Below are 14170 nucleotides of genomic sequence, written 5' to 3' on the forward strand. Positions count from 1 at the left end.
GCCCCGGACGCGCCCGGAGGGATGCGCGCCAGGGCCCCTCATCATTAAAGAGTCCAGTCCCTTCCTGTTGGCACCCATGAGGTCCGTGCGACGCACGGCGCGGGTGGCCTCGGACGCGCCGGGAATGACGCGGCGCAACGGCAGGTAGAGGAATGACACGTCCCATGAGGGGGACAAGAGAGGCACCATGTCCTGTCCACAGCCACGACCCACCGAGTTCCGCCTTCCGCTGCGGGCCGAGTCCTTCTCCATCGACGAGCACCGCAACGTGCACTGCCGCTTCTACGGCGGCTGCATCGACGTCGCGGTGAAGAAGGACTGGGATGGCTTTACCTGCGCCAAGTGCCCGCTGTTCCACGAGGACCAGGCCCCGGGCGCCAGCGCGTACGCCTTCAACCAGCCCGCGGACCTGGGCCGGCCCTAGCGGCCTCCAGCAGCCAGGCCCCGGCGGTGCGCGCTCCCATGGGACGAGGGAGCGTCCCACCGCCGGAGCCTCCGTTGACCCGCCCACGCGAAGCCGGGACTCCTGGAGGGAGTAGGCATGCGGGGCGCCTGACGCCAGCTTGGGGCCCAACCTGGAGGCCCCCATGCTGCGACAGCTCCTGCTCTCCGACTTCCGCTCCGAGGGCCCCGCCGCCGGACATGGCTGGCCGCTGGTGCAGCACACGTTTCCCACCGTGCACTTGGGGCCCCTGGCCGCCGGGCGCGGAGGCAACGTGCTCCACCTGGACGCGTCCGAGTGGAACGCGCCGGCCTTCGACCCCGTCGCCTGGGACGCGCGCGTCTTCGAGGCGGCGGAGCGCAGCGAATGGCTGTCCTTGCATCTGGACGGCGCGAGCCGCGAGGCGCTCGTCGTGGCCGCGCTGGAAATCCTCACCCGCTATCAATGCCTGGTGCGGCGCCGCAACGCGGCTTCGGTCACGCCGCTCTTCAACCGGCTGCTGGCGCGGCACCGCTCCCTGCATGACTTGAAGCAGCCGCAGGTGCGCGCGCGGTTCCACCGCGCGGTGGATGCCTGGCAATGGACGCTCCGGCTGCGGCCGGACGTAGACCTTCCGCCGCAGGCCGCGGCCTTCTTCCATGAACAGGAAGGGGAGCAACCCACGACGCAGGTTCGCGCGGACCGCGCGGCGCAGGTGCTGGAGGAGGCCGGCGCGGATGACGCCACCTGCAGGCGCGTGCGGGAGATGCTGATGCGCGACGCGCGCCCCGCCAACGCGCGGGACGTGTCGCTGCTGGACGCCGCGGATGCGCTGTCGTTCTTCTGCCGGGAGTCCTCCGCCTGGTTCCGGGAGGCCGCGCCCGAGCACCGCCGCCGGCAGGTGGCCCGGATGCTCGCGCGGCTGCGGCCCGAACACCTGCGCTGGCTGGGGCACATGCGCCTGGCGCCAGCCGTGCGCGGCCAGCTTGAGGTCCTGCTCGCCGCCCACTTCCCGGTGGACGACACGGCCTGAGCGGGACGGCGCGCGGGCCGCCACCACTACGCGTGCACGGTCCGGTCCGGCAGCCCGCCCAGGGCGTTGTCGTTCATGGTGACGTCGCCCGTGATGCCAGCGGCCCGCTGCCGCTCGGTAATCTCACGCAGGTTGCGCTCCTGCTTGTTGCCCATGGCTCCGCCCAGAATCACGGCCATGATGAGGACGGCGAAGATGACGACTCCCAGGATGGTGGCGCCAAGGATTACCATGAGCTGACCCTCGCTTTGCTGGGGCGGCGCGCCACGGAGGGCGCGCACGGCCACGTTGGCTTCACTCCGGAAAGATGTGTCGTCCCGCCGCTCACGGCGCTGCTTCCCCGGCCGTCCCCTCCATGGATGCCCGCCCGTCCAGCAGGCGGGCGGCTAGCGCGAAGACATGTCTGGCGTCTCGAAGCGCGGCAGACACAGCCAGAAGCGCGTGCCGGCTTCCGGCGTGGACGTCACCCGCAGCAGGCCGCCGTGGGCCCGCACGATTTCATGGGTGATGTAGAGCCCCAGCCCCAGCCCGTTGCGCTGCGCGCTGCGCATGTCCTGCGCGCGCACGAAGGGGTCGAAGATGTGGGGCAGCCGCTCCTGGGGGATGGGCAGACCCCAGTTGTGCACCTCCATCCGGACGCCGCCCTCCTCGTCGCGCACGGACACGCTGACGGCCGTGTCCTCGGGCGAATACTGCACGGCGTTGCCCACCAGGTTGGAGGCCGCCTGGGCGATGCGGTCCGCGTCCCATTCACCCCAGCCCTTGCCGGACAGGGTCAGCTCGAAGCGCCGCATGGGGTGCGCCACCTCCAGCTCCTCCACCACCTGCCGCAACACGTCGTGCAGGTTCACCCGCGCGCGCGTCAGCGGGTAGCCGCCGCCCAGCCGGGTGCGCGTGAAGTCCAGCAAGTCGTTGATCATCCGCGCCATCCGGTCCGCGGAGATGGAGATGCGGTTGACGGCCTTGCGCTGCGGCTCCGCCAGCACGCCGTAGCGAAGCAGCAGGGCCGCGTTGCCGGAGATGGCCTGCAGCGGGTTGCGCAGGTCATGTCCCAAAACGCCCAGGAACTGCTCGCGGAACACCGCCGTCTGCCGCGCCGCCTCCTCGCGCTTGAGCCCCTCCTCCACGCGCTTGCGCTCGATGGCGTAGCGCAGCGCCCGCACCAGCAGCGCCCCCGTCACCTGCCCCTTCACCAGGTAGTCCTGCGCGCCCTCGTGCACGGCCTGCACCGCCAGCTGCTCGTCGTCCGTGCCGGTGAGCACCACCAGCGGCACCGACGGCGCGGCGCTGAGCAGGCGGGGGATGTTGGCCAGCCCCTGCCCATCCGGCAGCGACAAGTCGAGCAGCACCGCGTCCACGCTGGCGCTGCCCAGCACGTGCACCGCGTCCGCCAGCCGCTCCACGTGGAGCACGTCGAAGCGCGCGGTGGCAATCTCCCTCAGCTCCTCCTGGAGCAGCCGCGCGTCGCCCGCGTTGTCCTCCACCAGCAGCAGGCGCATGGGGCGCCCGTCCATGCTCCGGTCGCTCATGAAGCCTCGGGCTTGGGGGGCAGCCGGACGACGGACAACCAGAAGTCGTCGATGGAGCGCACCACGAAGATGAACTGCTCCAGGTCCACCGGCTTGGCGATGTAGCAGTTCGCGTGCAAATCGTAGGTGCGCAGGATGTCCTCTTCCGCCTTCGACGTGGTGAGCACCACCACCGGGATGCGGCGCAGGGCCGGGTCGACCTTGATTTCGGCCAGCACCTCGCGTCCGTCCTTCCGAGGCAGGTTGAGGTCCAGCAGGATGAGGTCGGGCCGGACGGCGTTCGCATACGCGCCCTGGCGCCGCAGGAAGGCCAGCGCCTCCACGCCGTCGCGCGCCACCGACAGGTGGTTGCTCACCTTGCCTTCCTTGAAGGCTTCAATGGTCAACCGCACGTCGCCAGGGTTGTCTTCCACCAGGAGGATTTCAATCGGGCTGCCAGTCGCGTCGTGGCGCATGTCTCAAGACTCCGGATGGGACGGTACGGCGGGCAGCGTGAACCAGAAGGCCGTGCCTTCGCCTGACTGGGACTCCACGCCGATGAGGCCCCCATGGCGCTCGACGATTTTCTTGCAGATGGCCAGGCCTATCCCCGTGCCCGGGTACTCCTCCTTGCCGTGGAGCCGCTGGAAGATGACGAAGATGCGCTCGAAGTACTCGGGGGAGATGCCAATGCCCCAGTCGCGCACGGTGAAGCGGACCGTGTCTCCCCGCGGCTCGGCGCTCACCCGCACCCGGGGCGGCGCGGCGCCGTGGAACTTGAGCGCGTTGCCCACCAGGTTCTGGAACAGCTGGGTGAGCTGCGTCTCGTCCGCGAGCACCGCCGGCAACGGGCCGAGCTCCACCGAGGCCTGGGTCTCCTGGATGGCCGCCCGCAGGTTCGCGGTCGCCCGCTCCAGCGCCCGTCCCGCGTCGCAAGGACGCTTGTCCCAGCCTCGCGTGCCCACCCGTGAATAGGTCAGCAGGTCCTGGATGAGCCGCTGCATGCGGTTCACACCGTCCACCGCGTAGTGGATGAACGCGTCCGCGTCCGCGTCCAGCCGGCCCTTGTAGCGCCGGCCCAGCAGCTGGGTGTAGCTGGCCACCATGCGCAGCGGCTCCTGCAAGTCGTGCGAGGCCACGTAGGCGAACTGCTGGAGCTCCTCGTTGGAGCGGGCCAGCTCCTGGGCGCGCTGCTGCAGCCCCTCCTCGGCGCGGCGGCGCTCCACGCCCTGGGCGATGGCGTCCGACACCGCCGCCAGCGCGACCGCCGCGTCCTCTCCCAGCGGCTCCCTGCCATAGACGCCGAGCACGCCCACCAGCTGCCCACGCACCATCAGCGGCGTGCCCGAGAACGCGCGCACGCCCGTCTCCTTCAACCAGGCGCGGTCCAGGACGCGCGGGTCGTCTGACAGGTCGTCCACGCGGAGCTGGGTGCGCAGGCGGGCCACCTCGCTCACCATGCTGGGGCCGTCCACCCGGACCCGCACCCACTTGTCGCGCGGCGGCGCGGTGGGGCCCGCGTTGCCCGCCAGCTCCAGGGTGTGGGTGTCGCGCGAGTACAGCCACAGCCGCGCCGTCTGCGCCCCCAGGTGCGCCGCCAGGGCGTCGGCGCAGTCCTGGAGAATCTCCTCCAGTGCATCCTCGCGCGCCAGGGCGAGGCTCACCTCCGCGCGCAGCGCCTCCAGCCTGCGGGCGGCCGCCTCACGCTCCAGCCTGCGGGCGGCGTCCTCCACCTGGCGCTGGGCGGAGATGTCCGTGGTGGTGCCCACCCATTCGCGCACGCCGCCGTCCGGGTTGAGCACCGGCACCGCGCGCACGCGCACGGGGGTGTAGCGCCCGTCCGGACGGGCCAGGCGGTACTCCGCGTCATAGGGGCGGCGCTGCTCCACCGTGGCGAACCAGCTCCGCGCCGCCGTGTCCCGGTCCTCGGGATGCACGGCCGAAAGCCACTCGTGGCCCCGCCACTGCGCGTACGTCCGGCCGGTGAAGGCGCGCCAGGAAGGGCTGTCCTCCTCGATGTCGCCGTCGGGGCGCGTCACCCAGACGGCCTGGGTGGAGGCGGTGACCAGCGAGCGGAAGCGCAGCTCCATCCGCCGCGCGTCCTTGATGAGCCGGGCGTTGTCCAGCGCCACCGCCGCGCGCTCGGCCAGCTGCGTGGCCAGCAGGAGGTCCGCCTGGGCGAAGCGCCGGCCTGACTCCGCGTGCACCAGCGACAGCGCGCCAATGGTGCGCCCACGCGCCGTCAGCGGCACCACCATGGCGGAGCGCAGCCCCAGCTCCCGCGCGATGCGCAGGTGCTCCGCGTCACGGGTCCCGGCCACCAGCAGCGCATCCGGGACCTCCGGCAGCACCACCGGCGCCCCCGTGCGGATGACGGACAACACGCCAGAGGGGTCTTCATGGCGCGGCGGGTAGCGCACGCGCAGCTCCTCCGCGTAGCGCACCTTCTCCGGGTCCACGTGCGCCACGCCCACCTGGCGCGTGGAGCCATCCTCATAGGCGATTTCAATGGCGCACCAGTCCGCCAGCGACGGCACCACCAGCCGCGTCAGCGCCGAGAGCGTGGCCTCGTAATCCAGCGAGGATGACGACAGCAGCGCGCCCGCCTCGGCCAGCACGCGCAGGGACTCCGCGGCGCGCTTCTGCTCTTCGATGTCCGTGCAGGTGCCGAACCACTTGACGATGCGCCCGCTGTCGTCGCGCACCGGGTGCCCCCGCCCCAGGTGCCAGCGCCACACGCCGTCATGGCGGCGGCAGCGGTACTCCACCTCGTAGGGCGCGCCGGTGCGCAGGGAGTCCGCCCAGCGCCGGCCTGCCTCCTCCAGGTCATCGGGGTGGAAGGCCCGCCGCCAGCCCTCCCCCAGGGCCTGCTCGGGGGTGAGGCCCGTGTAGGTATACCACCGGGCGTTGTAGTACTCGTGGTGGCCGTCCGCGCGGGCGACCCAGATGAGCTGGGGGATGCTCTCGGAGAGCAGCTGCAAGGCGTCCACGCCAGGGAGCGCCGGGGCCGGGCGCTGGGACTCCGGGGCCGCATCCGGAGGGCTACAGAGGGGGTGCGTCATGGAAGGCACTCGACCTTAACAGCCCGCGAGCGCCGCACCCTCCTGGCGGGAGGCGGCTTTTCAACAGCCGACAGTCCCCAGGCAGTGTGGGTCCCACGCCGGGCGGCCAGGGAGGCGGGCGCCGTGGAGTCCCTGTCAAGGCCTCGCTACCGCGGATGCCTGCCATTGCATGAAAAAGCCAGACAGACACACCGCGCGCAATAACAGACGTCTCCGGCAACCTGTCATGCGGAGCCCGCGGACGACGCGCGTGCGGAGGCCAGGACAGACGCCCCAGGACACCGCGATGTCCCCTGTGAATCGCTCCCTCGGCGAGGGTGAAGCGTCTCGGCCGTCGCACGCCCCCGGGCAGGCGGGCAGGCGGGCCCTCTTCGTCTCTTCCGCACTGCCACCCTCCGGCCAGGGAGCGAGCAACTCCCACATGGCGGGTTCAGGAAGGGGACACCACCTTCCGCGAGCGGATGTCGCCTGAGAGGGATAGGCCGCGTGAGGAGCGTGACACCCCCATGTGGAGCCCATCTCCCCGTCGAGTCCGTCCCGCGCCGTGGCGAGTGCGGGGTGGGACGCGCGCACCCGCGCGTCCCTTAGCGACCTCGCCGGCGACGTCCCGGCCCTTGGACCCACACACACCGCCGCGCCCCTACCGGAGACGGCCGCATGGCGTGTCCTCCATGCCCTGTGGATGGGCGCTCGCGGCGCTGGGCGGCGCCGGCATCCAGGTGCTGGGCCCTTCGTGTCTGGAGCGGCTGCGCCGGCGGAAGCGGGGGCACCACCGCTGGTGGCACCGCTCCCAGGAGCCGCTGATGGAGTCCATGGAGACGGCCCTGACCATGGCGCTGCTCGGCGTGTCCGTCCTGCCCCTGGTCGGCGAAGACAGTCCGCCGGAGTGGGCCGCGCGGCCCGACGCGGTGCGCGACCTCCGGGACGAGGCTCCGGACGACGACCTCGACTTCGAGTCCGCCTTCGCGTCCTACTAGCGCCCCTGCTAACACCGGGGCATGACGACCGCGCCCCGCCCCAATCCGCTGCTGTCGGACCGCGACGTGGACTTCCAGCTCTACGAGGTGCTGGACGCCACGTCGCTGTGTGCCCTGCCCGCGTTCGCGGAGCACTCCCGCGACACCTTCACCCTGCTGCTGGACAGCACGCGCCGCTTCGCGCGCGAGGTGCTCTACCCCACCTACCGCGCCATGGACGCCCAGCCCCCGTCCTTCCGCGACGGGCGCGTCCACGTCCACCCGCTGATGCGCGACCTGTACCCGCGCCTGGTGGAGCTGGGCCTGCTCACCGCCTCGCGTCCGCCCGAGGTCGGCGGACAGCAGCTGCCGCTCACCGTGCACGCGGTGTCCACCGCCTACCTCATGGCGGCCAACCTGAGCGTCTACGCCTGGCTGGGCCTGACGCTGGGCGCGGCGCACCTGCTGGAGGTGTTCGGCACGCCGGAGGTGAAGGCGGCCTTCATGGAGCCGATGTACCGGGGCGAATGGACGGGCACCATGGCCCTCACCGAGCCGCAGGCGGGCAGCAGCCTCGCGGACGTGCGGACCCGCGCGACGCCCGCGCCGGACGGCAGCTGGCGCATCCAGGGCTCGAAAATCTTCATCAGCGGCGCGGACCAGGACTTCCGTGAGAACGTGGTGCACCTGACGCTGGCGCGCATCGAAGGCGCGGAGGGCGGCACGCGGGGCATCTCCCTCTTCGCGGTGCCCTCCCGGCGGCCAGAGGGCGGCGCGCTGGTGGACAACGACGTCCGCGTGGCGGGCGTCATCCACAAGATTGGCTGGAAGGGCATCCCCAGCCTCGCCCTCAACTACGGTGAATCAGGTGACTGCCACGGCTGGCTGGTGGGGCCTCCCGGGCGGGGCCTGGCGTGCATGTTCCAGATGATGAACGAGGCGCGCATCATGGTGGGCATGAACGGGGTGGCCACCGCGACGGTGGCGTACCACGAGGCGGTGGCCTACGCGCGTGAGCGCCCCCAGGGCCGGCCCGCCGGCGTGCGCGACGCCACGCGGCCGCAGACGCCCATCATCGAACACGCGGATGTGCGGCGGATGTTGCTGCGGCAGAAGGCCATCGTCGAAGGGGGCCTGTCGCTGCTGCTCGCCGCGTCGTACCAGGCGGACCTCGCGGAGCATGGCCAGGACGAAGCCACCCGACAGCGCGCGGGCCTGCTGGTGGACCTGCTGACGCCGGTGGCGAAGTCGTTCCCCGCCGAGCGTGGCTTCGAGGCCAATGCGCTCGCGGTGCAGGTCCATGGAGGCTACGGCTACTCCAGCGAGTACCTGCCCGAAGCCTGGCTGAGGGACCAGAAGCTCAACAGCATCCACGAGGGCACCACCGGCATCCAGGGGCTCGACTTGCTGGGGCGCAAGGTGGTGGCCGGCGGCGGCGCGGCGCTCCAGGCCTTCACGGAGGAGGTGGGCGCCACGGTGGCGCGAGCGCGCGCGGCGGGCGTGACGCCGGAGTGGGGCGAGGCGCTCGAACAGGCCCTGGCGGAGACCACCGCCGTGGTGACGGAGCTGGGCGCGCGTGGCATGTCCGGCGAGGTGGAGCTGATGCTGCGCCACAGCGCGGACTTCCTGGAGCTGTTCAGCGTGCTCGCGGTGGCCTGGCGCTGGCTGGCCCAGGCCGCGGCGGCGAAGGAAGCGCTGGGGCGTGGCGACCCCGCGCCCGACTTCTACGAGGGCAAGCTGGCGGCGGCGCAGTACTGGTTCGCGGTGGAATTGCCTCGGGTGCCGCTGCTCGCCCGGCTCTGCCGGACAGGCGAGGATTCCTACGCGCGCATGCGCCCGGAGTGGTTCTGAGGCGACGCCCCGGACGATTCTCCTGCATCAATCGTTGGAGCTCGTAAGATGTGAACGGTGACTGTTTCTTTCCACCTGTGCCAGCCCGGTGGAGGCGCGTCGTGCGGAGCCTGCTGCGGCCTCTACAACTTCCGGGACCATTCCCGCCTGGCCGTGGCGGAGCAGCTCTCCATGCAGACGGAGCGGCTGCGCCGCGTGCCCTGGGAGGCCTCGGCGTGGCGCGAAGCCGCCCGTGAGTTGCTGGAGGCCCGGCGCGCCGAGCCCATGTTCTCCGCCGTGCGGGTGTGTCCGCTGCTGGGCTTCGTGGACACCGAGCGCAAGCAGGTGGGCTGCCTTGCCCACCCGCTGGTGACGGGCGGCACGGACCTGCGGGACTGCGGCGTGTACCGCTCATCCGTCTGTGAGACGTTCACCTGTCCCTCGTTCGGTTGGCTGACGGACGCCCAGGCGAAGCTGGTGCAGGTGGCCTGCGCGGACTGGTACCTGTACGGGCTGGTCATCACCGACGTGGAGTTCGTCCGCGGCTGCCTGCGCTTGCTGGAGTGGGAGCTGGCCGGGCCCGCGCGTCCGGAAGTGCTGATGGAGCAGCCGGAGGCGCTCGCCGCGATACGGCGGATGTTCGCTCTGAAGGAGACGGCGCCGCGACGAGGGACGAACGCCACGGTGTTCGGCCGCTTCAACCGGGATGACGACGGCGAGCCCGTGCCGCGCACCCTGGACTACGTGAAGCTGGGCGTGCGGACGGCGCCGGAGGACGACGTGGTGCTGTGCCTGGGCTATGCGCCGCAGGACGCCACGGAGCTGATGGGCGCGCGCGAGCTGGTGCGCTCACACGTGAAGGCCGTGGCCCGCGCGCTGCCTGCGTGACGCGGCGAGGCTGCGCACACCGTTTGCATTGGAAGCCGCGAAACGGAGCGATTGGGAACTCGAGGGGAACAGTATGGGAAGAGGATGGGCGTGGGTGGGGATGGTGGGACTCTTCGCGTTGACGACGGGTTGCCGTGAGCGGGAGCCTCAGGCGGCGGTGGTGACGCCCAGCGGCGTGGAAGCGGACACGACGGCCGGGGCCATTGAACGAGCGCCCGCGCTGGAGGTGGACAGCCCGACAGCGCCCGCGGCGCTCCAGCCCGCGACGGCGGTGCGAGAGCAGGCGCCCCGGATGAACACCCCGGCGCGAGCGCCCGCGGCCTTGAGCGACACGTCCGTGGCCCCGCTGGAGGGCGCACCCGTGCGCGCGCCGGCTCCGCTGGCGGAGTCCTCCGCTCCGCGGACGCAGCAGCAGGCGGCCGCGAGCCGGGTGATGATTGGCTCCGAGGCGGTCCAGGCCCGGGAGGACGAGGACTGGTACCTGGGCGCGGCGCGCGCGGCGCAGGACGCGACGGTGGAGACGGGCCAGGGCGGCTCGGGGAATGCGTCCCTGGAGGACGTCGTCATCGCCTCCAGCTCGGTGAGCGGGCGCGTCACGCGGGTGAAGCAGAACACCCTCACCGTGAAGGACCAGGAGGGCGGCGTCTACGAGCTGGAGCTGGACCAGCGCAGCCGGGGCCTGCGGCAGGGGCGGAAGGTGCCGCTGCGTCAGCTGCGGGAAGGCACGCCGGTGCGTGCGCAGTTCGTCCTCATGGGTGGGCGCACCGTCGCGCGCGACGTGCAGATCCGTCGCTGAGGTGGGCTCGCGCCGTGGTAGGGCCTGCCAACAGGGAGGCCCTGCCCGGACACCGGGCAAGCGCAAGGGTTCATGGCTTTCGCCAGCGCCGCGCGCCTCCTGAGATATCGGGGCCCAAGCCCCGGAGGCGAGCGCATGCAGGAGCCCATTCCACCGCACTCCCCCACGTCCGGCTGGCGCCGTGCGTGGCGCGGCCTGTGGGAGACGTTCGCCGCGAAGCCCACCTGGGAGCAGGCGCCTTGCCACGGCGCGGGCCTCGGTGTGAACGGGACCGCCGAGGTGCGACCGCCCCCGGCGGTGTCCACCCAGCGGGGCCGCGCCTGGCTGGGGATGCTGCTCGCCCTGGGCACGATGACCGCATGCGCGACGCGCGGCGCGGGCTCGGCCCAGCCCACCATTCCAGCAGCGCCGCGGCTCTCCGCGTCACAGGTCGCCAAGCTGATGCCGCCGCGGCTCCAGGACCGCGAGGGCTGGGCGCGCGACGTGCTGGCCGCGCTGGAGGTGGAGGCGCTCGCCCCGTCACCGCCCGCGGTGTGCTCGGTGCTGGCCGTCATCGAGCAGGAGTCCGGCTACAAGGTCGACCCGGCCGTCCCGGGGCTCCCGAAGATGGTCCGTGCGCGTCTGGAAGAACACGCCAGCAAGCTGGGCCCGCTGGGCCGCAAGGTCCTGGCGTCGGTGCTGGAGGGCCGGGCGAAGGGCAGCAAGAAGACGTTCGACGAACGGCTGCGCGCGCTGCGCACCGAGCGCGACCTGGACCGGCTCTTCCGCGACATGCTCGCGTACTACGAGAACGAATACCCGAGCGCCTTCAAGGTCGTGGACTTCGCCAGTGGCGTCTTCGCGTCGGGGAACCTGAACGCGTTCAACCCCGTCACCACCGCTGGCTCCATGCAGGTGAGCGTGCGCTACGCGATGCAGAAGGCGGGCGAGGACGCGGACCTGGCCGAGGTGCGCGAGTCGATGTACACCCGCGCGGGCGGCGTGCGCTACGGCACCGCGCGGCTGCTGGGCTACGAGGCCGCATACCCCGAGCCCCTCTTCCGCTTCGCGGACTACAACGCGGGCGTCTATGCCTCCCGCAACGCCGCGCTCCAGTCACAGGTGAGCCGTCTCACCGGCCATCCCCTGGCGCCCGACGGAGACCTCCTGCTCTATGACAAGCAGGGGCAGCCGCGCGGCGAGGACAGCAAGTCGCTGCTGGCGCTGCTCGCCTTCCGTCTGCGCTTCGCCCCGGAGGAGCTCAGCGAGCGGCAGGTGCGCCGCGACGTGCGCGAGGAGAAGGAGCCGGACTTTGAATCCACCGACACGTTCCGCGCGGTGAAGCGCGTCTACCAGCGGGAGACGGGCGAAGCGCCGTCCTACGCCCAGCTTCCCCGGGTGACGCTCCACAGTCCGAAGCTGAAGCGGGAGCTGACCACCGAGTGGTTCGCGCGCTCGGTGGACCGGCGCTTCCAGCAGTGCATGACGCGCTACCGCGCGCTGACGGCGAAGGAGTGAAGGGCGCCAGGCACCGCCGGCCCGATTCCTTCCGGAACCGGCGGTGCGCGGCGGGACTCAGGGCTTCGCGGGCGCGGAGGGCGGCGAGAAGCGCTTGTCGGAGATCTTCATCTCCGTGACGGTGCCGTACTTGCGCGCCGCCTCCCGGATGTCCGCTGCCTTGCCGATGAGGACGAAGGTGAGGTCCTCGGGCGCGGGGAGCTTGCGCTGGATGATGCCGTGCACGCCCTCGCGCGTCGTGGCGGAGACGGCGCTGGCGAAGCCGTCCACGTCGCTGGCGTCCAGTCCGTAGAAGGCCAGCTCCGACAGCTTGCCCGCCACCTGCGCCCCGGTCTCCAGCGTGGGCGGGAACTGCCCCAGCACATACGACTTCGCGGAGGCGAGCATGGCGTCATCCATGCCGGCCTTCCGGTAGCCGGCGAGCGTCTCCAGCGCCAGGTCAATGGCGCGGCCGGTGGACTCCGTCTTCGTGTACGAGGCGATGATGACGGGCCCCGGGCGCGTGTGGCGGATGAACACGGAGCTGGCGCCGTAGCTGAGGCCGGACTTCACGCGCAGCTCCGTGTTGAGCAGCGAGGTGAAGCGTCCGCCGAACACCGTCTCCGCGACCCGCACCGAGGCCCGGTCCGGGTCATCGCGGGCGATGCCGGTGTTGCCAATCCAGAAGTACGTCTGGGTGGCGTCCGGCTTGTCCACCAGCAGCACGCGCCGGCCCTTGGAGGCGGCGGTGGCGGACACGGTGGGCGCGGGCGTGGCGGCGCGCGCCCAGCCGCCAAGCGAGGACTCCAGCCTCTTCGCGAGCGCCTTCGCGTCGAAGTCACCCACCACGGACAGGATGAGCCGGTCCGCGCCCAGGTGGTTCTTCGCGTACGCGAGCACGTCCTCGCGGGACAGGCCGGGCAGGGACGCCTCGCTGCCGTTGACGGGCGTGCCATACGGGTGCCCGGCGAAGTGGAAGGCCTGGAAGTACGCGCCAATGAGCATGCGCGGGTCGCCATCCTTCGCGGCGGCGATTTCGGAGGCCTTGCGCGCGCGAACCTTCTCCAGCTCCTTCGCGTCGAAGCGCGGGCGCGTGAGCATGTCGGTGAGCAGCTCCACCATCAGCCCGGTGTCGCGCGACATGAACTGGCCGCTGATGACCAGGGCCTCCAGGTTGGCGGTCACCTGGATATCGCCACCCACGCCATCCACGGCCTCGGCGAACTGGCGCGCGTCGCGGGCGCCGGCGCCCTTCTGCAACAGCTCGCCGGTGAGGGAGGCCAGGCCCTCCTTGCCTGCGGGGTCGCCCAGGGCGCCGCCGCGCACCCACGCGCTGAACGAGACGAGCGGCAGCTCCTTGCGCTCCACGAGCAGGAGCTTCGCGCCGTTCTTCAGCGTGACGGTGGTGGCCTTGGGGAGCGTCACGCCCTGCTGCGCCACAGCCGCCGCGGCGGCCTTCGGAGCAGCGGCGGCGCCCTGGGCCGCGGCGGGGACGGAGGACAGCAGCAGCGTGGCGAACGCGGCCTTCCAGGTGAGGGGGGCGCTCATCGCGAGGCCTCCTTGCGGGAGTCGGGGGTGGCGACCTGCGCGTCGGCGGGCACGAGCCAGCCCACGGTTCGGCGCTGCGAGTTGAAGATGCTCGCGGCGACCTTGCGGACATCGTCACGCGTCACGCGCTCATAGCGCTCAGGCGCGTCGAAGAGCTGGCGGTAGTCACCGCGGAACGTCTCCGCGGCGCCCAGCGCGCGGCCTCGGCCGTTGTTGGTCTCCAGGCTGCGCCAGAACTGGGACAGGGTGATGTTGCGCGCCTTCTTGAGCTCGGCGTCGCTGACGCCGTCCTTGACGACGCGGGCCAGCTCCTCGGTGAGCAGGCCTTCCACCCTGGCGACGTCGGCGCCGGGCGGCAAGTCCGCGTAGACCCAGACGAGCGACGGGTCGAAGCCCGGGCTGAAGTGGGTGTTGACGCGGAGGGCGGCGCGCTCCTCCTCGACGAGGCGGCGGTGCAGCCGCGAGGACTCACCGTTGGCGAGGATGCCCAGGAGCAGCGTGAGCGCCTCCACGTCCGCGTCCTTGCCGGAGATGCCGTGGTAGGCCAGCTGGATGAGCGGGGCCTGGGCCTGCTTCTTCACGACGATGCGGCGCTCGCCCTGCTGCTCGGGCTCCTTGGTGCGGACGGGCTCTGGCGCGGGCTGGGAGGGGA

General features: G+C 71.7%; 13 protein-coding genes. 7 read left to right on the forward strand and 6 right to left on the reverse strand.

Features of this window, described 5'->3' with window-relative positions; translation table 11 throughout:
- Positions 1 to 187: 187 nt before the first annotated feature.
- Together G4D87_RS20175 and G4D87_RS20180 are read left to right on the forward strand one after the other, a co-directional pair.
- Entirely contained in the window at positions 188 to 424 is a 237-nt protein-coding gene (locus tag G4D87_RS20175) for a hypothetical protein (protein WP_163783695.1), read from the forward strand.
- Between the two features lie 163 nt (positions 425 to 587).
- Positions 588 to 1454, forward strand: a complete 867-nt coding sequence (locus G4D87_RS20180; protein ID WP_163783696.1) for a DUF4202 domain-containing protein — start codon at positions 588 to 590, stop codon at positions 1452 to 1454.
- A gap of 26 nt (positions 1455 to 1480) precedes the next feature.
- On the opposite strand, the gene G4D87_RS20185 is transcribed toward G4D87_RS20180, so the two are convergent.
- From G4D87_RS20185 to G4D87_RS40015, 4 genes are all read right to left on the reverse strand, one after another.
- The gene (locus tag G4D87_RS20185; RefSeq protein ID WP_163783697.1) at positions 1481 to 1687 is read right to left on the reverse strand and encodes a hypothetical protein; all 207 of its coding nucleotides are present in this window, start codon (positions 1685 to 1687) and stop codon (positions 1481 to 1483) included.
- A gap of 153 nt (positions 1688 to 1840) precedes the next feature.
- The gene (locus G4D87_RS20190) at positions 1841 to 2968 is read right to left on the reverse strand and encodes a hybrid sensor histidine kinase/response regulator (protein WP_163783706.1); all 1128 of its coding nucleotides are present in this window, start codon (positions 2966 to 2968) and stop codon (positions 1841 to 1843) included.
- Between the two features lie 11 nt (positions 2969 to 2979).
- Complete coding sequence (locus G4D87_RS20195; RefSeq protein WP_163783698.1) at positions 2980 to 3438, reverse strand: response regulator; 459 nt, start codon at positions 3436 to 3438, stop codon at positions 2980 to 2982.
- A gap of 3 nt (positions 3439 to 3441) precedes the next feature.
- Positions 3442 to 6024 (reverse strand): PAS domain-containing protein, encoded by a 2583-nt coding sequence (locus G4D87_RS40015; protein WP_163783699.1) that lies wholly within the window; start codon positions 6022 to 6024, stop codon positions 3442 to 3444.
- 671 nt (positions 6025 to 6695) lie between these two features.
- Between G4D87_RS40015 and G4D87_RS20205 the strand changes: the two genes are divergently transcribed.
- The 5 genes from G4D87_RS20205 (at position 6696) to G4D87_RS20225 (ending at position 11991) form a co-directional block, all read left to right on the forward strand.
- Positions 6696 to 7001, forward strand: coding sequence for a hypothetical protein (locus G4D87_RS20205; protein ID WP_163783700.1), 306 nt, complete (start codon positions 6696 to 6698; stop codon positions 6999 to 7001).
- A gap of 21 nt (positions 7002 to 7022) precedes the next feature.
- A complete protein-coding gene (locus tag G4D87_RS20210) occupies positions 7023 to 8831 on the forward strand; it encodes an acyl-CoA dehydrogenase (protein WP_163783701.1) in 1809 nt (602 codons plus the stop codon).
- Between the two features lie 57 nt (positions 8832 to 8888).
- Entirely contained in the window at positions 8889 to 9698 is an 810-nt protein-coding gene (locus G4D87_RS20215; RefSeq protein WP_163783702.1) for a hypothetical protein, read from the forward strand.
- Positions 9699 to 9798: 100 nt separating this feature from the next.
- Positions 9799 to 10494 (forward strand): hypothetical protein, encoded by a 696-nt coding sequence (locus G4D87_RS20220; RefSeq protein WP_176410483.1) that lies wholly within the window; start codon positions 9799 to 9801, stop codon positions 10492 to 10494.
- A 135-nt stretch (positions 10495 to 10629) separates the two neighbouring features.
- The gene (locus G4D87_RS20225; protein ID WP_163783703.1) at positions 10630 to 11991 is read left to right on the forward strand and encodes a DUF1615 family protein; all 1362 of its coding nucleotides are present in this window, start codon (positions 10630 to 10632) and stop codon (positions 11989 to 11991) included.
- A gap of 57 nt (positions 11992 to 12048) precedes the next feature.
- Here the strand turns inward: G4D87_RS20225 and G4D87_RS20230 are convergent, their stop codons facing one another.
- Both G4D87_RS20230 and G4D87_RS20235 read right to left on the reverse strand, forming a co-directional pair.
- Positions 12049 to 13518 (reverse strand): M16 family metallopeptidase, encoded by a 1470-nt coding sequence (locus G4D87_RS20230; protein ID WP_163783704.1) that lies wholly within the window; start codon positions 13516 to 13518, stop codon positions 12049 to 12051.
- The coding region (locus tag G4D87_RS20235) for a M16 family metallopeptidase (RefSeq protein ID WP_163783705.1) at positions 13515 to 14170 on the reverse strand (656 nt) is incomplete at its 5' end. The genes G4D87_RS20235 and G4D87_RS20230, both read right to left, overlap by 4 nt.

Origin of the sequence: Myxococcus vastator (genome assembly GCF_010894475.1) — a bacterium.
Lineage (GTDB): Bacteria > Myxococcota > Myxococcia > Myxococcales > Myxococcaceae > Myxococcus > Myxococcus vastator.

Bases quoted from the DNA above. Each gene is read 5' to 3' on its own strand.
- G4D87_RS20205 (WP_163783700.1), top strand. From the start codon at position 6,696: ATGCCCTGTGGATGGGCGCTCGCGGCGCTGGGCGGCGCCGGCATCCAG.
- G4D87_RS20230 (WP_163783704.1), bottom strand. From the start codon at position 13,518: ATGAGCGCCCCCCTCACCTGGAAGGCCGCGTTCGCCACGCTGCTGCTG.
- G4D87_RS20185 (WP_163783697.1), bottom strand. From the start codon at position 1,687: ATGGTAATCCTTGGCGCCACCATCCTGGGAGTCGTCATCTTCGCCGTC.
- G4D87_RS20220 (WP_176410483.1), top strand. From the start codon at position 9,799: ATGGTGGGACTCTTCGCGTTGACGACGGGTTGCCGTGAGCGGGAGCCT.
- G4D87_RS20175 (WP_163783695.1), top strand. From the start codon at position 188: ATGTCCTGTCCACAGCCACGACCCACCGAGTTCCGCCTTCCGCTGCGG.
- G4D87_RS40015 (WP_163783699.1), bottom strand. From the start codon at position 6,024: ATGACGCACCCCCTCTGTAGCCCTCCGGATGCGGCCCCGGAGTCCCAG.
- G4D87_RS20180 (WP_163783696.1), top strand. From the start codon at position 588: ATGCTGCGACAGCTCCTGCTCTCCGACTTCCGCTCCGAGGGCCCCGCC.
- G4D87_RS20225 (WP_163783703.1), top strand. From the start codon at position 10,630: ATGCAGGAGCCCATTCCACCGCACTCCCCCACGTCCGGCTGGCGCCGT.
- G4D87_RS20190 (WP_163783706.1), bottom strand. From the start codon at position 2,968: ATGGACGGGCGCCCCATGCGCCTGCTGCTGGTGGAGGACAACGCGGGC.
- G4D87_RS20195 (WP_163783698.1), bottom strand. From the start codon at position 3,438: ATGCGCCACGACGCGACTGGCAGCCCGATTGAAATCCTCCTGGTGGAA.
- G4D87_RS20210 (WP_163783701.1), top strand. From the start codon at position 7,023: ATGACGACCGCGCCCCGCCCCAATCCGCTGCTGTCGGACCGCGACGTG.